Origin of the sequence: Caballeronia sp. AZ10_KS36, from assembly GCF_023631105.1 — a bacterium.
In the GTDB taxonomy this organism is placed as follows: domain Bacteria; phylum Pseudomonadota; class Gammaproteobacteria; order Burkholderiales; family Burkholderiaceae; genus Caballeronia.
This window is the reverse complement of the sequence record NZ_JALQDQ010000027.1, coordinates 30473-49385: the sequence shown is the minus strand read 5'-3', so window position 1 is coordinate 49385 and position 18913 is coordinate 30473. Positions and strand designations below refer to the sequence as shown.

Annotated in this window: 13 protein-coding genes; 9 read left to right on the top strand and 4 right to left on the bottom strand. The window is 66.0% G+C overall.

Features of this window, described 5'->3' with window-relative positions:
* Positions 1–52 precede the first annotated feature (52 nt).
* A complete protein-coding gene (locus tag NCR35_RS18295) occupies positions 53–796 on the top strand; it encodes an SDR family oxidoreductase (protein ID WP_250535542.1) in 744 nt (247 codons plus the stop codon).
* Here the strand turns inward: NCR35_RS18295 and NCR35_RS18290 are convergent.
* Positions 793–2361 carry a 3'-5' exonuclease family protein gene (locus tag NCR35_RS18290; RefSeq protein WP_250535541.1) on the bottom strand — a complete coding sequence of 523 codons (1569 nt, stop codon included), beginning with the start codon at positions 2359–2361 and terminating at the stop codon, positions 793–795. The genes NCR35_RS18295 and NCR35_RS18290 overlap by 4 nt on opposite strands.
* A 178-nt stretch (positions 2362–2539) precedes the next feature.
* On the opposite strand from NCR35_RS18290, the gene NCR35_RS18285 reads away from it, so the two are divergent.
* Positions 2540–3409: a proteasome-type protease gene (locus NCR35_RS18285; RefSeq protein WP_244849532.1), complete on the top strand. Its 870-nt coding sequence runs from the start codon at positions 2540–2542 to the stop codon at positions 3407–3409.
* Between the two features lie 4 nt (positions 3410–3413).
* Here the strand turns inward: NCR35_RS18285 and NCR35_RS18280 are convergent, their stop codons facing one another.
* From NCR35_RS18280 to NCR35_RS18270, 3 genes are all read right to left on the bottom strand, one after another.
* Positions 3414–4364, bottom strand: coding sequence for a glycerophosphodiester phosphodiesterase family protein (locus tag NCR35_RS18280; RefSeq protein ID WP_250535540.1), 951 nt, complete (start codon positions 4362–4364; stop codon positions 3414–3416).
* 125 nt (positions 4365–4489) lie between these two features.
* On the bottom strand, positions 4490–5674 hold the full coding sequence (locus NCR35_RS18275; RefSeq protein ID WP_250535539.1) for a porin: 1185 nt from the start codon (positions 5672–5674) through the stop codon (positions 4490–4492).
* A gap of 300 nt (positions 5675–5974) precedes the next feature.
* A complete protein-coding gene (locus NCR35_RS18270) occupies positions 5975–7261 on the bottom strand; it encodes a YihY/virulence factor BrkB family protein (RefSeq protein ID WP_250535538.1) in 1287 nt (428 codons plus the stop codon).
* Between the two features lie 334 nt (positions 7262–7595).
* Here NCR35_RS18270 and fdnG point away from each other — a divergent pair, with 334 nt between their 5' ends.
* From fdnG to NCR35_RS18235, 7 genes are all read left to right on the top strand, one after another.
* Complete coding sequence (fdnG, locus tag NCR35_RS18265) at positions 7596–10664, top strand: formate dehydrogenase-N subunit alpha (RefSeq protein WP_250535537.1); 3069 nt, start codon at positions 7596–7598, stop codon at positions 10662–10664.
* 10 nt (positions 10665–10674) lie between these two features.
* Positions 10675–11607: a formate dehydrogenase subunit beta gene (fdxH, locus tag NCR35_RS18260; protein ID WP_250535536.1), complete on the top strand. Its 933-nt coding sequence runs from the start codon at positions 10675–10677 to the stop codon at positions 11605–11607.
* The gene (locus NCR35_RS18255; protein WP_250535535.1) at positions 11594–12244 is read left to right on the top strand and encodes a formate dehydrogenase subunit gamma; all 651 of its coding nucleotides are present in this window, start codon (positions 11594–11596) and stop codon (positions 12242–12244) included. The genes fdxH and NCR35_RS18255 overlap by 14 nt, the downstream gene beginning before the upstream one ends.
* Before the next feature lie 215 nt (positions 12245–12459).
* Positions 12460–13485: a formate dehydrogenase accessory protein FdhE gene (fdhE, locus tag NCR35_RS18250; protein WP_250535534.1), complete on the top strand. Its 1026-nt coding sequence runs from the start codon at positions 12460–12462 to the stop codon at positions 13483–13485.
* On the top strand, positions 13482–14933 hold the full coding sequence (selA, locus tag NCR35_RS18245; protein ID WP_250535533.1) for an L-seryl-tRNA(Sec) selenium transferase: 1452 nt from the start codon (positions 13482–13484) through the stop codon (positions 14931–14933). Before fdhE ends, selA begins: the two co-directional genes overlap by 4 nt.
* A complete protein-coding gene (gene selB, locus NCR35_RS18240) occupies positions 14930–16864 on the top strand; it encodes a selenocysteine-specific translation elongation factor (protein ID WP_250535532.1) in 1935 nt (644 codons plus the stop codon). Before selA ends, selB begins: the two co-directional genes overlap by 4 nt.
* A gap of 44 nt (positions 16865–16908) precedes the next feature.
* The gene (locus tag NCR35_RS18235; protein ID WP_250535531.1) at positions 16909–18912 is read left to right on the top strand and encodes a VTT domain-containing protein; all 2004 of its coding nucleotides are present in this window, start codon (positions 16909–16911) and stop codon (positions 18910–18912) included.
* The last annotated feature ends 1 nt before the right edge of the window (position 18913 follow it).

The following is an 18913-nucleotide window of genomic DNA, read 5'->3' as shown; positions in this document are numbered from 1 at the left end:
CCGAATGATTCATCATGCATCGCATCCAGCAGCCACTTTCCAGGAGCGAGTCATGAGTCAGGCACAAGCAAAACGTGTGGTCATCGTCACGGGTGCGTCGCGTGGCATCGGCGCGGCGATTGCGCGAAGTCTAGCGCGCGAGCAGTACGCAGTCGCGGTGAACTATGCATCGAGTGCGACGGAAGCGAATGCGCTCGTCGATGAATTGCGCGCGGCGGGCGGCGCGGCCATCGCGGTGAAGGCCAACGTTGCATCGGCCGATGACGTGCGGCGTATGTTCGATACGGTGGAAGCCGAACTCGGCAAGGTCGATGCGCTCATCAACAACGCGGGCGTGCTGAAGCCGACGCCGCTCGCCCATACGAGCGACGCGCTCTACGACCACACGTTCGACATCAACGTGCGCGGCACCTTCAATACGCTGCGCGAAGCGGCGTCGCGCATGAACGACGGCGGACGCATCGTGAACTTTTCGAGCACGACGCTCGCGCTCAACATGCCGGGCTACGCCGTCTATAACGCGACGAAAGCGGCCGTCGAAGCATTCACGCATGTCTTCGCGAAGGAGTTGCGCGGGCGGAACATTACGGTGAACGCGGTCGCGCCGGGACCGGTTGCCACTGCGCTCTTTCTCGACGGCAAGACCGACGAGCAGATTGCGAACTTCGCGAAGATGCCGCCGCTGGAACGTCTCGGTCAGCCGGACGATATCGCGTCGGTCGTGGCGTTTCTCGTCGGCGAGGATGCGGGCTGGGTCAACGGGCAAGTGCTGCGCGCGAACGGCGGCGTCGCCTAGACAGAGAGTGCGAGTTGCCCCGCGCTGCCCTTCGGCGCAGTGACGGCGCGGCGGCGCGGCGCGGTGGGCTTGTCATGCGATACGGCCGGCAACGCCAGTGCTTGCTGCATGACGAGGCTGAATGCGGGACGCGCGTCGCACGCGATCCATTCGAGTTGTCCCGATGCGAGGCGTTTCGCGATCAGGCTGTACACGTCGGCATCGAACGGGCGAAGCTCGGGCGCGCTCGCGAGTAGCGCGGGGATTTCGTCCCGCGACGCGCACGTGCCCACATAGCACCAGCGATCGATCACGTGCCACGCTTCGCTCGCGGTCTGTGCATCGCGCTCCGCAATCGCGACGGGGCCATCGTGAGGCCAGCGCACGATGCGCGACGCTTCGAGTGCGACGAGCGCGCGCGCCGCATGATCCGCGAGCGATTCGACGCCCGCGCACGCGCCGAGGCAGCGCTTCACCTGAAAGCCGAAGCAGCCGCGCATTCGTCCGGGCGGCGCTTTTTCCAGACCGAGGGTCGTCGCGCAGAGATTGTGTTCGTCGGCGAGATGGCGCATGAACGCATGCGCCTTGCCGCGCGACGCGAACACGCCGAAGAGATGCGGCTCGCGCGAGAGATCGCGTTTGTCGGCGCGCAGCAGCACGGGCGCGGGCGCGCCCGGCAGCCATTGCCACGCACAGGCTGGCGACACGCGCTTGAGCAGGCGATTGTGAATGGGCCGCAAGTCTTTCACGAGCTTCGCTTCGAGCAGCAGCGCGCCGAGTTCGCCGACGGTCGCGCGATGTTCGATACGCCGTATCGCCTGCGAGATGGACAAGTCCTTCGCGAGCCGATGATCGCCCGAGAAATGCGCCGTCACGCGCTGCTTCAGATTGATGCTCTTGCCGACGTAGAGCGTCACGTCGTCGTCGCCGTGAAAGAGATAGACGCCGGGCGTGGAAGGCAGCGCATCGAGCGCGCCTTCGGGCAGAGCCGCGGGCAGACTCGCGTGCTTCACCAGCGTCTTGATGGCCGCATCGACGAGGTCTTGCGAATAGAGCGCGTGAATCTTCAGCCAGAACTGCCAGAGCAAGTCGGCATCGGCGAGCGCGCGGTGGCGTCCTTGCGGCGCGAGATCGAGCCGCGCGATGAGCGCATCGAGACCATGCCGCTCGACCGATGGAAAGAGCGCGCGCGACAGCCGCACGGTGCAGAGCGTATCGGCGCGAAACGCGATGCCCGCGCGACGGAATTCGTTCTTCAGGAAGCCGTAATCGAAGCGCGCGTTGTGCGCGACGAAGAGCTTGCCGTGCAGCCGCTCGGCCAGCGCCGGCGCGAGCGATTCGAACGTCGGCTGGCCGCGCAACATCGCGTCGTCGATACCCGTGAGGCGCGAGATGAACGGCGGCACCGGCACGCCCGGATCGACGAGCACGCTCCATCGCTCGATGCCAGCCGTGCTCGCCTCCACGACGCCGATTTCGGTGATGCGGTCCGCGGTGGCATCGCTGCCGGTGGTTTCGAGATCGACGAACACGATGGGACGCGCAAGCCCGGCTACGAGGGCATCGGCGAGGGAATCTTCTTGCATGAAGGCAACGGGAACGAAAGGAGGCGCAGTGCGCCGAGTCTATCGCGAAACGCGCATCCGCATTCACGCTCAAGCAACGGCGCACCGTTGCCGTTAAGCAAAAACGCGCATGCGCCATGCGATGCGCAGACAGATCAGTACAATAGTGGTTTGGTTTTTTGTTTTCGGAAATTTCGACATGACTTACTGCGTGGGCATGTGCGTGGACGAGGGTCTCGTGTTCTTGTCCGACACGCGCACCAACGCTGGCGTGGACCACGTCAGCGCCGCTCGCAAGATGGCTGTTTTCGAGCAGCCGGGCGAGCGCGTGATCGTGTTGCTCGCGGCCGGCAACCTGGCGCTCACGCAAGCGGTGACGCAGTTGCTCGCCGAGCCCGCCGACCATCACGCGCCGACGCTCTATAGCTGCACCACGATGGCGGAAGCCGCGCGCATCGTCGGCGATGCGGTGCGCGAAGTGCATCGGCGCGATGCGCTGTCGCTCGCAGAATTCAGCGTCGACTTCAATTGCAGCTTCATTCTCGGCGGCCAGATTCACGGGCAGGGGCCGCGCCTTTTCATGGTGTACGCGGCCGGCAATTTCATCGAATCGACGCGCGTGTCGCCGTATTTTCAGATCGGCGAATCGAAGTACGGCAAGCCGATCATCGACCGCGTGATCACGCCGACCTCGCCGCTCGACGAGGCCGCCAAATGCGCGCTCATTTCGATGGATTCGACGCTGCGCTCGAATCTTTCGGTCGGTCTGCCGCTCGATTTGCTGGTGTACGAAAAGGACGCGCTGCGCGTCACGCGCTTCGCCACGCTGGACAACAACAGCGCGTACTACCAGATGATCAACCGCACGTGGGGCGAGCGGCTGCGGCAGCTTTTCGGCGAGATTCCGAACCCGACGTGGACCGATCTGGCCGACGTGCCGCTGCGCCGGCGGGAAGCGGACAACATGGTGCCGCGGCTCGTGATCGGCGATCTGCCTGCCGGTCCCGATGCGCCTGCGCAGACGCTCGCGCAGGACGTCGAGGGCGGAGGAAACCTGCCGCAGCAGTGAGTCTTCAGCGGGCGTCTGCTGCGCATTGCAGCGGCATCGCGAGGCTCGCCTTGATCGCCTGCATTTTGCGCGGTGAATCCGCCAGCACGGCGTCGACGCCGAGACACGCGGCCGCGCGATAATCCTCGGCGTTGTCGATGCCGATGGCGAGCACATGCACCTCGCCCCGCGCCCGGAAGCACGCGAGCGACTCGCGCGTCCACAGCTTCGCTTCCACCGGCGAGCGCGCTTCGCCGAGCGTGAAGGTCTCGACCAGTTCCATCTGCCTTTTCCACTCGAATGCAGCCCATGTGCCGGGCTGCGGCGGGGCGGCGCACGTTTGCCCCAACGCGACGCCCGCGAGCCGCCCACGCGTCGCATCGCGCGATTCGAAGAGCCGCGCCTGCGGGTAGGCGGCGAACGCCGTCTGATAGGCCGCGTCGGTGGAATAGATCAGCACGCGCGGCCACGCATTCGCGCGATCGAGCACGCGGGCGACGGCCGCTGCCTGCGGCTCGGCGGGCAGCCCCTTCATGTCGAGCATCACGGGCACGGACGCCGGAATCGCGGAGAGCGCGTCTTCGAGCGTCGGAATGCCCAGCGGATGCGCGCGATACGGATACGTCCTGGCGCCGCGCGCATCGGCGTGAGCGAAGTTCCAGCCTGCGTTCAGGCGTTGCAGCGCGGTGAGGTTCAGGCTCGCGACGGCGCCTTTGCCGTCGGTATTCGCGGACAAATCCGCCGGGCGATACAGCACCGGCACGCCGTCACGCGTGATCTGTACCGAAAGCCAGATGGCATCCGCGCGATGAGCCAGCGCGCCCGCGATGGCAAGCAGCGTGTTCTCCGGGAAGTCGGCCGTGCCGGCGCGATGCGCGACGATCATCGGCAAGGCGGGCGGCTCGTCCGCGAAAGCACGCGCGAGGCCGCTCGCCAGCAGCGAAGCGAGAGCGATCCGGCGGAGAAAGGCGATCATTCAATGGACTCCGTAGCAGCGGTATCGAACGCGCATAAAAAAACAGCCATCGGAGAACCGATGGCTGTTCGAGATACCGCTTGTCCGCTGACGCAGCACTTGCGTGCCACGCCGATCGGTTGTTCTTAGAACTTGTGGCGCAGGCCGATCAGGACCAGTTCCTGGTGGCTGCGGCCGCTGTCGAAGCCGAAGTCGCTGATCGAAGCCGTTGCGTTCACCCGCGACTGCGTGCCGTCCGCGTTGTTCACGCGTTGCGTGCCGCTTGCGTGCTGGTACGCGCCGACAGCGTAGACATCCGTGCGCTTCGACAGCGAGTAATCCGCACCGATCGAAGCCTGGTGGTACGTCGCCGACGTGTCGCCGCTTGCATGCGTGTACGTGTAGCCGAGGCCCAGCAGCATGGCCGGCGTCAGCTGGAAGTTCACGTAGCCGTTGCCGACGTTGAACTTCTCTTGCTCCTGGAACAGCGAGCTGCCGTCGTTCTTGTACTGCGCGAAGCTGTACGACGCGCCGACCGTGAACGGACCGAACACGTACTGGCCTGCGCCGCGCGCGATGCCGATTGCATGAGCCGTCGAGTAGCCGCTGTTGATCACCGAGTTGAACAGCGAATCCGACGACGGGCTGTTCCAGCCGGTGTTCGTTCCCGTCAGAGGCGCGCGGCCGGTCGTCGGGTTGTTCACGTACAGGTAGCTGCCTGCCAGGCCGACCGGACCGTTGTTATACGTGACCGCGCCGCCCCACGTCTGGCCCTGGCCGGTCGCGCCCGCCAGGTTGCTGAAGCCGTAGATGCCTTCGAACTGGAAGCCCGAGAAAACCGGCGAAACGTACTTGACTGCGTTGCTGACGCGCAGGCTATTGTCGTAGTTGTCGACGTCGCCCGGCGTGGCGAACGCTGCGCCCCAGTAGTTGTCAGCCGTGAGGCCCTGGACCATGTCGACCGACGGGTCATATTGACGACCCAGCGTGACCGTACCCCACTGGTTGCCGCTCAAACCGACGAATGCCTGACGACCGAACTCGCGCCCACCCTGGTTCAGACGACCCGTACCCGGATCGAAGCCGCTTTCCAACTGGAACAGTGCCTTCAGGCCGCCGCCGAGGTCTTCCTGACCCTTCAAGCCCCAACGCGGGCCGGACAGCGTGCCGTTGACCATGCCGAAGAGGTGGTCGCCTGCCGAGTTGGCATGGCTGACATAGGCCAAGCCCGTATCGATCACGCCATACAGCGTCACGCTCGTTTGTGCCTGTGCCGCGCCAGCTGCGCCGAGCAGGGCCAGCGAGAGGGACGTCAGTGTGAATCGTTTCATCGAATTCTCCACGCGAATGATTAAAATCGTTGTTACCGGCGCAGAGAATAACGCAACGTTTCGTTACGTTAGAAACGAAAAAAAATGGACTGTCTCCAAAAAGACACAGTGCCGCAAAACGCCCGCCCATACACGGTTTACGGCTTTCTTCTTTGAAAACTGAGACACGACAAAGTCCCGCCGCAAAAGTTCCGGGCCGTCTTTGACGCGCGAAGTGAAACTCGCGGACTTATTACGATTAATGCCGAAGCGGATAACAAACCCGATTTTCTATTGGCACAAGCAGCCGCGGCCGGTCGTTCAAACGTCGCCGGAAGGACCGCTGCCGTCGCGCCGTGAGAGCAGCGCGACTGCCACGCCCGCCGTCGCCGCGACGAGCACCGCGCGCCACGGGTGGCGCTTCACGGCGGCGTTCGCCTGCGACGCCTTGCGCCCCGCGCCGACCATCGCCACGGCGGTGGCGCGCGTGGCCGTCGATTCGGCGCGCGCCACCTTGCGGGAAAGGTCAATCGCTCGCTTGAGCGCGAGCGCGGCCTGGCGCGTGCGGCCGCCGTTCGGAATCCGCGCGGCTTGCGGGCGCGCGCGTCGAACGTCGAGCGTCGTCGGCGCGAGCGGCTCGACGTCCGCCGCCATGTCGACGCGCGTGGACGCCGCGAGCATCGAACCAATCTTGGCGCGGCTTCCCGGCGGCACGCTGCCGTCCTGCACGCCCCACGCGCCGCGCGGATCGTGCAGGCGCGCGCGCGCCGCCGAAAACTCGGCGCCCAGCAGAAGTACTGCCGCCGAGAAGTACAGCCACATGAGCAGGACCGCGAGCGATCCGGCCGCGCCGAACGCGCTCGCGGTGCCCGCGTGCGTCAGATAGAAGGCGAACAGCTTCTTCCCGACGGAAAAGAAGATAGCCGCCACGACGCCGCCGACGAGCGCATCCCGCCATTGAACCGGCGCATCGGGCAGAAACTTGAGGAGCGCGCCGAACGCGACCGAGAGAATCGCGAGCCCGACCACCAGTTGCACGACATCGCCGATGACGACGAACGGCGAGTCGCCCCACAGCCACAGGCCGACCGCCTGAATCGCGGTGTCGAGCACGAGCGAGACGATGAGCAGGAACGCGACGCCCAGCACGAGCCCGAACGACACGAGCCGCACGCGCACCATCGCGAGCACGCTGGAACGCTGCTCGCCGGTGAGCGGCCAGACGATATTGAGCGCCGTGTTGAGCGACGAGAACGTCGCCGACGCGCCCACGGCCAGCAGCACGAAGGAGATGATCGCGGCGATCCCCGTTCCGCCGCTGCGATGCGCGTTCTCCACGATGCTCTGCACGCCCGCCGCCGCCTGATCACCGATCAGCCCGTTGACCTGATGGAAGAGCTGGCCGCGCGCCGCTTCCGGGCCGAACACCCAGCCGGCCACCGCGATCACCATGACGAGCGTCGGCGCGAGCGAGAACGCGGAATAGAACGCGATGCTCGCGGCCATCGCGGCGCAGCGGTCTTCGGAGAATTGCTTGAGCGCGCCCAGCGCCCACGACGCATCTTTTTTTACTGCGGAACCTATTTTTTGCGTGGAAACGGAGCTCATGACGAATCTCTCGGTTCGATCGAACGGTGGCGGCGCGGGCTTTGGGCGCGTTGCGCAGGCCCGCGGGCGGTAATTGCAACCGATCGAGCAGGTTCCGTTCCAAGACAGGCGCGAACGGGCGAAGCGCATCAATAAGAACATTGCTATGATCGCGCCTGCCGCGACGGGACGCTCGTTCGTTTCGCGCGGCGCAACCGCCAGACCGCGCGCCAGCCAGGACGGCTGCAGCGTCGGCGGATCGAGAAATCGACGCTGCGTGCGACGGCAGGACCCAAGCCGAACGCGCGCTTCTATACTTTTAGAGCACCCCACTTCACGACGCGCCGAGGACATCATGCTTCAAATGTCACGGCGACAGTTCCTCAAGGTTTCCGCGAGCACGCTCGCCGGATCGAGCCTGGCTGCACTGGGCTTCTCTCCGGCACCCGCACTCGCCGAAGTCCGACAATACAAACTGTCGCGCACCACTGAAACGCGCAACACCTGTCCGTACTGCTCGGTCGGGTGCGGCATCCTGATGTACGGTCTCGGCGACAACGCCAAGAACGCCAAGGCCAGCATCATCCATATCGAAGGCGATCCCGACCATCCGGTCAATCGCGGCACGCTGTGCCCGAAGGGCGCATCGCTCATCGACTTCATCCATAGCCCGAGCCGGCTGATGTATCCCGAGTATCGCGCGCCCGGTTCGTCGGAATGGAAGCGCATCTCGTGGGACGACGCGCTCGACCGCATCGCGAAGCTGATGAAGGAAGACCGCGACGCGAACTTCGTCGAAACGACGGCGGACGGCAAGAAGGTCAACCGCTGGCTCACGACGGGCATGCTCGCCGCGTCGGCGGGCAGCAACGAAGTCGGCTATCTGACGCACAAGACGATCCGCAGTCTTGGCATGCTCGCATTCGACAATCAGGCGCGTGTCTGACATGGCCCGACGGTGGCAGGTCTTGCCCCGACGTTTGGCCGTGGAGCGATGACGAACCATTGGGTCGACATCAAGAACGCGGACGTAATTCTGGTGATGGGCGGCAATTCGGCCGAGGCGCACCCGTGCGGTTTCAAATGGGTGACCGAGGCGAAGGCGCACAGAAAGGCGCGGCTGATCGTGGTCGATCCGCGCTTCACGCGCACGGCATCGGTCGCGGATTTCTACGCGCCGATTCGCACCGGCACGGACATCGCGTTCCTTGGCGGCGTCATCAACTATCTGTTGACGCACGACAAGATCCAGCACGAGTACGTGAAGAACTACACGGACATGTCGTTCATCGTGCGCGAAGACTTCGCGTTCAAGGACGGCACGTTCTCGGGCTATGACGCCGAGCATCGCAAGTACGACAAGACGAGCTGGGACTACGAGCGCGGCGAAGACGGCTTCGTGAAGGTCGACCCGACGCTGCAGCATCCGCGCTGCGTCTACAACCTGATGAAGCAGCACTACGCCGCCTACACGCCCGAAATGGTGACGAAGGTGTGCGGCACGCCGACCGACAAGTTTCTGAAGGTCTGCGAGATGCTCGCATCGACCGCGGCGACGAACCGCGCGGGCACCATTCTGTATGCGCTCGGCTGGACGCATCACTCGGTCGGCGCGCAGATGATCCGCACCGGCGCGATGGTGCAGCTTCTGCTCGGCAACATCGGCATTGCGGGCGGCGGCATGAACGCGCTGCGCGGTCACTCGAACATTCAGGGGCTGACCGACCTCGGCCTGATGTCGAACCTTCTGCCGGGTTACATGACCCTGCCGATGGAAGGCGAGCAGGACTACGAGCAATACATCACGAAGCGCGCGACGCAGCCGCTGCGGCCCAACCAGCTGAGTTACTGGAAGAACTATCGCGCGTTCCACGTGAGCTTCATGAAGTCGTGGTGGGGCGACAACGCGACCGCCGAGAACAACTTCGGCTTCGACTTCCTGCCCAAGCTCGACAAGTCCTACGACATGCTCCAGGTCTTCGAGCTGATGGCGCAGGGCAAGATGAACGGCTACATCGCGCAGGGCTTCAATCCGCTTGCCGCCGCGCCCAACAAGGCGAAGATCGGCCTCGGGTTGTCCAAGCTGAAGTGGCTCGCCATCATGGACCCGCTCGCCACCGAAACGTCGGAGTTCTGGAAGAACCACGGCGAGTTCAACGACGTGGATTCGTCGAAGATCCAGACCGAAGTGTTCCGTCTGCCGACGACCTGCTTCGCGGAAGAGCGCGGCTCGCTCGTGTCTTCGTCGCGCGTGCTGCAATGGCACTGGCAGGGCGCGCAGCCGCCGGGCGAGGCGAGGAGCGACCTCGAGATCATGTCGGGGCTGTGGCTGCGTATTCGCAAGGCGTATCAGGAGCAGGGCGGCAAGTATCCCGATCCGATCCTGAAGATGTCGTGGCCGTACGCGGACCCGGAAAGCCCGACGCCCGAAGAGCTCGCGATGGAGTTCAACGGCCGCGCGCTCGCCGACGTCACCGATCCGACCGACAAGACCAAGGTGCTCGCGAAGAAGGGCGAACAGCTTTCGAGCTTCGCCTTGCTGCGCGACGACGGTTCCACGGCGAGCGGATGCTGGATCTACTGCGGCGCGTGGACGCAGGCGGGCAATCAGATGGGCCGCCGCGACAACAGCGATCCGACCGGCATCGGCCAGACGCTGAACTGGGCGTGGGCGTGGCCGGTGAATCGCCGCGTGCTGTACAACCGCGCATCGTGCGATGTGAGCGGCAAGCCGTTCGATCCGTCGCGCAAGCTGATCGGCTGGAACGGCCGTGCCTGGACCGGCGCGGACATTCCGGACTTCAAGGCGGACGAACCGCCGGAAAACGGCATGAATCCGTTCATCATGAACCCGGAAGGCGTGGCGCGTTTCTTCGCTCGCGACGGCATGAACGAAGGTCCGTTCCCCGTTCATTACGAACCGTTCGAGACGCCGCTCGGCTACAACCCGTTCTTCCCGAACGAGAAGAACGTCACGAGCAATCCGGCGGCGCGCGTGTTCCCGGACGACCGCGCGGCCTTCGGCACTGCCGATCAGTTCCCGCATACGGCGACGACCTATCGCCTGACCGAGCACTTCCACTACTGGACCAAGCACGTGAAGCTCAACGCGATCGTGCAGCCGCAGCAGTTCGTGGAAATCGGCGAGGATCTGGCGAAGGAAGTGGGCGTCGTCGCGGGCGATCGCGTGAAGGTGTCGAGCAATCGCGGGCACATCATCGCGGTGGCGCTCGTCACCAAACGCATCAAACCGCTGACCGTGGAGGGCAAGAAGGTGCAAACCGTCGGCCTGCCGCTGCACTGGGGCTTCAAGGGCCTGACGCAGCCGGGCTATCTCGTCAACACGCTGACGCCTTCCGTGGGCGACGGGAACTCGCAGACACCGGAGTTCAAGTCGTTCCTCGTGAAGGTCGAGAAGGCATAAGGAGACGAGAATGGCTCTGCAATCGCTCGATATCAAGCGCGTTTCCGCCACCACCACGCCGCCGCCGCAAGTCCGCGAGCCGGTCACGGGCACCGTCGCGAAGCTCATCGACGTGTCGAAGTGCATCGGCTGCAAGGCCTGCCAGACGGCGTGCATGGAGTGGAACGACCTGCGCGACGACGTGGGACACACGACCGGCGTCTACGACAACCCGCGCGATCTCACCGAACATTCGTGGACGGTGATGCGCTTCACGGAGTACGAGAACCCGAAGGGCGACCTCGAATGGCTGATCCGCAAGGACGGCTGCATGCACTGCGAGGACCCGGGGTGTCTGAAGGCGTGTCCGTCGCCGGGCGCGATCGTTCAGTACACGAACGGCATCGTGGATTTTCACGAGGAAAACTGCATCGGCTGCGGCTATTGCGTGACGGGCTGCCCGTTCAACATTCCGCGCATCTCGAAGGAAGACAACCGCGCGTACAAGTGCACGCTCTGTTCCGATCGCGTCGCGGTCGGGCAGGAACCGGCGTGCGTGAAGACGTGTCCGACCGGCGCGATCATGTTCGGCACCAAGACCGACATGATCCAGCAGGCGGAAGACCGCGTGGAAGACCTGAAGGAGCGCGGTTTCGAGAACGCCGGTCTGTACAACCCGGCCGGCGTGGGCGGCACGCACGTCATGTACGTGCTGCATCACGCGGATCAGCCGGGGCTGTATCACGGGCTCGCGGAAAATCCTCGCATCAGTCCGCTCGTGTCGGTCTGGAAGGGCGTGACGAAGCCGCTCGCGGTCGCGGGCATGGCGCTCGCCGCGCTCGCCGGATTCTTCCACTACACGCGTGTCGGTCCCAACGAAGTGAGCGCGGAAGAGGAAGCCGAGGCGCAGCGCGAGGCCGATGAAGCACGCAACAAGAGGGAGCGTTCGAATGAAACACGATAGCGAATTGCGCGACGTGCGAGGCAACCGCCTGATCGTGCGCTACACGCCGAACGAGCGCACGAACCACTGGATCACCGCGATCAGCTTCGTGCTGCTCGCGTTGTCCGGGCTCGCAATGTTTCATCCGTCTATGTCGTGGCTCTATGCGATCTTCGGCGGCGGGCAATGGACGCGCATCCTGCATCCGTTCGTCGGCTGCGTGATGTTCCTGTCGTTCATGGTCCTCGCGTTGCGTGTGTGGCGTCACAACCATCTGGACAAGAGCGATATCCAGTGGATGAAGCAGATCGACGACGTGCTCGCCAACCGCGAAGACCGCCTGCCCGAGATCGGCAAGTACAACGCCGGTCAGAAGCTCGTGTTCTACGTGATGGTGGCGAGCCTGCTGTTGCTGCTCGCATCCGGCGTGGTGATCTGGCGCGCGTACTTCGCGTTCTACTTTCCGATCACGGTCATCCGGCTCGCGGCGGTCGTCCACGCGGCGACGGCTTTCGTGCTGATCATGTCGATCATCATCCACATCTATGCGGGACTGTGGATCAAGGGATCGATCAGCGCGATGGTGCGCGGAACCGTGACGTATGGATGGGCGCGCAAGCACCATCCGCGCTGGTTCAAGGAAATCATCGGGAAGTAGGCGTCGCGGCTTTCTCGCGAAACGCCCGGCAGTGATCCGAACCGCTCGCGCCTCGTTCAGGCCGGGCGGTTCTTCTTTGCGCGGCACGATCCGACTGACGCAGCCCAACCCGACGTGCGCCGTCTGAACGCTATCCGACAAGCTGTTATTCTCCCTTTCAATGCGCCGCTTTTGCGCGCACTCAAAGCACCTAAGCATTCCAAGGACGAACTCAAGTGGTCCAACGCATACTCGAATCCGCTGCATCGATCGAAGCACTCGATCAGTCGGCCATTCCACGGCTGCGCATGCCTGAACGCGCCACGGTATTCAGCGCCCGCGCCGCGCGCCTGCGCCAGCTTGCGGACGCGAGCCATCCCATCGCGGGCTATTTGCGCCTGATGGCCGCGCTCGCCGATGCGCAACAGCACGTGCTCGCCGGCTTCACCGCGCCGATGCCGTCGCGCGAATCCATCGCGCTGAACCAGCAGCATTCGATGCCCATCGTTCCCGCGCTCGGCGCGAACGAGCGCGATCCCGCATGGCGCGACGTGCTTTTCATGCTGCTCGATCGCATCGAGGCCGCGGGCGCGCTCACGCCGCCGCTCGCGCAACTCGTCGCGCATCTGCGGTCGATGCCCGCCGCCGCGCTCGACGCGCAGGCCGACGCCATTCTCGCTTTGCGTTTCGCGGAGATCGAACCCGCCGCCGCGCCGTTCATCGTCGCGGCGCTGCAAGTGGTGTGGACGGACATCGCGAGCCGCATCGGCAGCGCGGAAGTGCCGTATATGGACACATCGGGCGTGTGCCCCGTCTGCGGCACGATGCCGGTGGCGAGCATCGTGCGCGTGGGCGGCGTGCACGAAGGCTATCGCTACGTGCAGTGCGGCCTGTGCTCGACGGAATGGCACGTCGTGCGCGCGAAGTGCTCGAATTGCGATTCGACCAAGGGCATCGCCTATCACGCAATGGACGGCGCCGAAGCCAGCACCGCGCAAACCGCTGAAGACGAGCAAGCCCGCGCCGAACGCGCCCGCAACGCGCCGCTGAAAGCGGAGTCGTGCGACGAATGCGGCACGTACCGCAAGATCGGTTATCAGGAGAAAGCGTACGACTTCGAGCCGTTCGCGGACGATCTCGCGAGCCTGACGCTCGATCTCCTGATGGGCGATGCGGGCTTCCGACGCCCCGCGCCGAATCCGTGGCTGTGGCCTGAACAGAGCGCATCGGACGAAGCGGGCCAAGCGGACCAAGCACGATGAGCGACGTAACCGGCGGCGACGGCAGCGAACTGCGCGCGCTGATGGCCCGCGTGCCGTCGGTGGAGCGCGTGCTCGCATCGGCGCTGTTCGAGCCGCTCATCGACGAATATGGCCGCACGCAGACGCTCGCCGCCCTGCGCGCGACGCTCGACGCGTGGCGCGCCGACGCGCAGGCGGGCCGCGCATCCGTGGAGGCGCTCACGGAAACCATGCTCGGCCACGCCGTGAGTCTGCGGCTCGCGAGCCGCGCGCAAAGCCGCGTGCGAACCGTGTTCAATCTGACGGGCACGGTGCTGCACACGAACCTCGGCCGAGCGCTGTTGCCTGACGAGGCCGTGCGCGCGGTGGCCGACGTGCTCACGCGTCCCGCGAATCTCGAATTCGATCTGGATACCGGCGCGCGCGGCGATCGCGACGATCTGATCAACGCGCTCATCTGCGAACTGACGGGCGCGGAAGCGGCGACTGTCGTGAACAACAACGCCGCCGCGGTGCTGCTCACGTTGTCCGCGCTCGCGCCGAGGAAAGAAGTGATCGTGTCGCGCGGCGAACTCGTGGAGATCGGCGGCGCGTTTCGCATTCCGGACATCATGAGCCGCGCGGGCGCGAAGCTGCGCGAAGTCGGCACCACCAACCGCACGCATCTGAAGGACTACGACGAAGCGATCAACGCGAAGACCGCGCTGCTGATGAAGGTCCATTGCAGCAACTACGCCGTGACCGGCTTCACGAAGGAAGTCACCACAGCGGAACTCGCGCCGCTCGCGCATGAACGCGGCTTGCCGGTCGCCGTCGATCTCGGCAGCGGCACGCTCGTCGATCTCACGCAATGGGGCCTGCCGCGCGAAGCGACCGTGCGCGAGACGGTGGAAGCGGGCGCGGATCTCGTCACGTTCAGCGGAGACAAGCTGCTCGGCGGACCGCAAGCCGGCCTTATCGTCGGTCGCAAGGATCTGATCGCGAAGATCAAGAAGCATCCGCTCAAGCGCGCGCTGCGCGTCGGCAAGCTCACGCTCGCGGCGCTCGAAGCGGTGCTGCGTCTGTATCGCACGCCCGAGACGCTGCAAGCGCGCCTCACGACGCTGCGCCTGCTCACGCGTCCCGCCGACGCCATGCGCCTCGCCGCCGAGCGCATTCAGCCCGCGTTGCAGCGCCTGACAGGCGACGCGTTCGCCGTGACCACCGAGCCGATGTTCAGCCAGATCGGCAGCGGCGCGTTGCCGGTGGACGTGCTGCCGAGCTACGGCCTCGCCGTGCGGCTCGCGAGCGGCAAGCGCGGCGGCGGGCAACTGAACCGCATCGAGCGCAAGCTGCGCGCGTTGCCGCGGCCGGTGATCGGGCGCATCGCGGACGGCGCGCTCTGGCTCGATCTTCGTTGCCTCGAAGAGGCCGATGAAGCCGCATTCATCGCGCAACTCGACGGCCAGGGCCGGGGCGAAGGCGCATGATCGTCGGCACAGCGGGGCATATCGATCACGGCAAGACCACGCTCGTGCGCGCGCTGTCCGGCGTGGATACCGACCGCCTCAAGGAAGAGAAGGCGCGCGGTATTTCCATCGAACTCGGCTATGCGTATGTGCCGCTCGCGGATGGCGGCATGCTCGGCTTCATCGACGTGCCGGGCCACGAAAAGCTCGTGCACACGATGGCGGCGGGCGCGAGCGGTATCGACTTCGCGCTCCTCGTGATTGCCGCCGACGACGGCGTGATGCCGCAGACGCGCGAGCATCTCGCGATTCTGGAACTGCTCGGCGTGACGACGGGTGCCGTGGCGTTGACGAAGACCGACCGCGTCGACGAAAGCCGCGTGCGCGAAGTCCACGCGCAAATCCGCACGCTGCTCGCGCCGACGCCGCTACGTGACGCGCCGATCTTCGACACCAACGCCACCGCCGCCGACGATCCCGGCGTGGCCGCGCTGAACGCGCATCTTCGCGATGCCGCCGCGCACTGGCGCGCGCGCCGCGACGATGGCTTCTTCCGCCTCGCGGTCGATCGCGTGTTCACGCTGTCGGGGCAAGGCACCATCGCGACGGGCACGGCGTTCGCGGGGCGCGTGAGCGTCGGCGACGTGCTCGCGCTCGCGCCGCGCCAATCGGCGAGCGACGTGCGCGTGCGCAGCATTCACGCGCAGAATCGCCCGGCGGAGGCGGGCCACGCGGGCGAGCGTTGCGCGCTCAATCTCGCGGGCATCGAGAAAGATGCGCTCGCACGCGGCGACTGGATCGTCGATGCGCGCATCGCGAAGGCGTCGGAGCGGCTCGACGTCGAACTCACGCTGCTCGCCGATGCCGGGCTCACGCTTGCGCACTGGACGCCGCTGCATGTGCATCTGGGCACGACGCATCGCGTGGCGCACGTCGCGTTGCTGGAGGCGGACACGTTCGCGGCGGGACAATCGGCACGCGTGCAGCTCGTCTTCGATCAACCTGTGTGCGCGCTGCCGGGTGACCGCTTCATCGTGCGCAATGCGCAGGCGAGCCGCACGGTAGGCGGCGGCCGCGTGCTCGATCCGTTCGCGCCCGCCCGCAAGCGCCGCACGCCGCAGCGCCGCGCGTGGCTCGACGCGCTGGCCGCCTGGCTCGACACGCATCGCGCCGATGCGCTTTTCGACGAGTCGCCGTACGGCTTGCCGCGCTCGCTCGTCGAGCATCTGTGCGGCCGTGCGGCGGCATCGCTCGCGCTGCCGGACGGTCTGCGCCGCGTGCCTCTGCCCGACGACGCGCTTTTCATCGCCGCCGCGCATTGGGATGCGCTCGCCGCGCGTCTCACGGACGCGCTCGCCGCTTTCCACGAACGCTTTCCCGACGAGCAAGGCCCCGACGCCGCGCGTCTGCGCCGCATGGCCGCGCCGCTCGCATCGGATGCGCTGTGGCGCGCGTTGATCGACGACGCCGTGGCGCGCGGAACCGTTGCGCGCAGCGGGCCGTGGCTGCATCTGCCGTCGCATGCGGTGGCGCTCGATGCGGCCGAAGAATCGCTAGCGCAGGCGGTGCTGGCGTCGATCGAACGCGGACGTTTCGACCCGCCGTGGGTGCGCGACCTCGCGCGCGAACACGGCGCACAGGAAGACGACATGCGGCGCCTCCTGCGCAAGCTCGCGCGGCGCGGCGACGTGTTGCAGGTCGTGCGCGATCTCTTCTATTCGCGATCCGCGATAGCAGAACTCGCGCGACTTGCGGCCGAACATGCCCGCACGCGCGACGGTGCGGCCAGCGCGGCCAGCGCCATTGGCGCAGCGGAGTTCCGCGATGCAAGCGGTCTCGGCCGGAAGCGCGCGATTCAGGTTTTGGAGTTCTTCGACCGCGTTGGTTACACTCGCTTTCATCGCGACCTGCACCTGTTGCGCACCGACAGCCGCTGGCATGAGCCGGTCTGAGCGGTTCCCGCCACGCCCTTTGCGCTACTGCGCCAGGCGAACCGATGGAGCATTCCTACTACGCGCTGCTGCATCTGCTGTCGGGCCATCCCGAATGGACGCTCGCGGTCGTGCTGCTGGCGTCGTTTCTCGAATCGGTCGCGTTCATCGGCACCTTCGTGCCCGGCAGCACTGCGATGTTCATCGCGGGCGCGCTCGTCGGCGCGGGCGCGCTGAATCTCGTTCTGGTATTCGTCTGCGCGATCGCGGGCGCGATTGCCGGCGACGCCGCGAGCTTCTGCTTCGGCGCGCGCTATGCCGATGTCATCGCGCAGATGTGGCCGTTCCGCCGCCATCCGGGCGCGCTCGCCGCCGGCAAACGGTACTTTCACGCGCACGGCGCGAAGAGCGTCGTGCTCGCGCGCTTCGTGGCGCCGATGCGCGCCGTGGTGCCGGTCGTCGCGGGCCTGTCGGGCATGACGCCCGCGCGCTTTCTGGCCGTCAACGTCCTGAGCGCGCTCATCTGGGCGCCGCTGCATATCCTGCCGGGCGTCGTGTTCGGCGCATCCATCGAACTGGCGGGCGCGGTGTCGATCCGGCTCGTCGTCATACTCGTGGCCGTGACGGCGATCGGATGGCTCGTCTTCAATCTGACGCGCGTGATCGTGGGACACGCGAAGGGCTGGACGCTCGCTTCGCGCGCAACGCTGCTCGCGTGGGCGCAGCGCAACGACGGCGCGCCGGCGCGAATCGTCTCCCGCGCGCTCGATCCGGCGAATCCGGCGACTTCGCTCATCGTTGCCATTTCCGTGTTGCTGCTCGCATCGGTCATGGCGTTCTTCTACGTGATGTCGAACGTGGCGCGCGGCTCGTCGCTCGTGCAGGTGGATGTCTCCACGTACCGCCTGTTGCAGTCGTTCCGCTCGACGTGGGCCGATTCGATCCTCGACGGCGCCGCCGCGCTCGGCAGCACGCCGACCTTGCTTGCGGTCGCGGCGACCGTCATCGTCTGGATGATCGTCGAGCGGCGCTGGCGCACGGTCGCCTACTGGATGGTCGCGGTCGTGTTCTCGCAACTGCTCGTCGCCGCGATTCGCGTGACGGCGCATCACCGCTTGCCGCTGTCGTTCGCGCCGGTGGAGCACACGTTCCCGAGCCCGCATCTCGCGGCGGCCGTGATCATCTACGGCTTTCTGGCGTTCTTGCTGCTGCGCCGCGTCGGCATGCTGACCGGCGTGTGCATCGCCACGGCGACGTCGGGCATCGTGACGGCCATCGCGCTCGCGGGCCTCTACTTCGGACGCTTCACCATTTCGGACGCGCTCGGCAGCGCGACGCTCGCGGCCATGTGGGTGTTTCTCATCGCGCTGATCGCTGTTTGGCGGCATCCGGGCAAGCCAAGACGCCGTCCGCTGATGCCGTTCGCGATCCTCGCCGTGATCTGCGCGAGCGTCGGCTTGCAGTTGAGCGACGACACGCAGGCGCACAGCGCCCCGCCGCCGACGGTCGTTATCACGCCGATCCAGTGGACGGACACCGTGTGGCGCACCTTTTCGTGCTACCGCGCAAGCATGGACGGCGACCGCCGCGAGCCGATCACCGTGCAATGGGCCGCGACGCCTGCGGAAATCCGCGCGCAGCTGTCGAGCCGCGGCTGGACGCAAGCCACGGGACTGACGATGAAGAGCGTGATGTCGGTCGTGTCCCCGAACGCGGCCGCGACCGCGCTGCCGGTGCTGCCGCGTCTGAACAACGGCGAGCCGTCGAAGCTCATGTTCACGCGCTCGCGTCGCGGCGCTGACGAGCGCGACGTGCTGCGCTTCTGGCCGACGCGCTACGTCCTGAAGGAACGCGCCGATGCCACGCCGACGCCCATCTGGCTCGGCTCGATCGTGCATGAGCGGCTGCGCCGTCCGTCGTGGCCGTTCAACGTGCTGCGCCCGGACCGGCGCGTCGATTCGATGACGCTGGACCGTGGCGATGCGTCGTCATGGCACGGCATCGAAATTGCGAACAGCGCGGGGTGCGGCAGCGTGCCGGTGATGCTGGTCCAGTCGAGGACTCAATGAT

Bases quoted from the DNA above. Each gene is read 5' to 3' on its own strand.
- NCR35_RS18235 (WP_250535531.1), top strand. From the start codon at position 16,909: ATGGAGCATTCCTACTACGCGCTGCTGCATCTGCTGTCGGGCCATCCC.
- NCR35_RS18270 (WP_250535538.1), bottom strand. From the start codon at position 7,261: ATGAGCTCCGTTTCCACGCAAAAAATAGGTTCCGCAGTAAAAAAAGAT.
- NCR35_RS18285 (WP_244849532.1), top strand. From the start codon at position 2,540: ATGACTTACTGCGTGGGCATGTGCGTGGACGAGGGTCTCGTGTTCTTG.
- selA (WP_250535533.1), top strand. From the start codon at position 13,482: ATGAGCGACGTAACCGGCGGCGACGGCAGCGAACTGCGCGCGCTGATG.
- fdxH (WP_250535536.1), top strand. From the start codon at position 10,675: ATGGCTCTGCAATCGCTCGATATCAAGCGCGTTTCCGCCACCACCACG.
- NCR35_RS18295 (WP_250535542.1), top strand. From the start codon at position 53: ATGAGTCAGGCACAAGCAAAACGTGTGGTCATCGTCACGGGTGCGTCG.
- NCR35_RS18290 (WP_250535541.1), bottom strand. From the start codon at position 2,361: ATGCAAGAAGATTCCCTCGCCGATGCCCTCGTAGCCGGGCTTGCGCGT.
- NCR35_RS18275 (WP_250535539.1), bottom strand. From the start codon at position 5,674: ATGAAACGATTCACACTGACGTCCCTCTCGCTGGCCCTGCTCGGCGCA.
- selB (WP_250535532.1), top strand. From the start codon at position 14,930: ATGATCGTCGGCACAGCGGGGCATATCGATCACGGCAAGACCACGCTC.
- NCR35_RS18255 (WP_250535535.1), top strand. From the start codon at position 11,594: ATGAAACACGATAGCGAATTGCGCGACGTGCGAGGCAACCGCCTGATC.
- NCR35_RS18280 (WP_250535540.1), bottom strand. From the start codon at position 4,364: ATGATCGCCTTTCTCCGCCGGATCGCTCTCGCTTCGCTGCTGGCGAGC.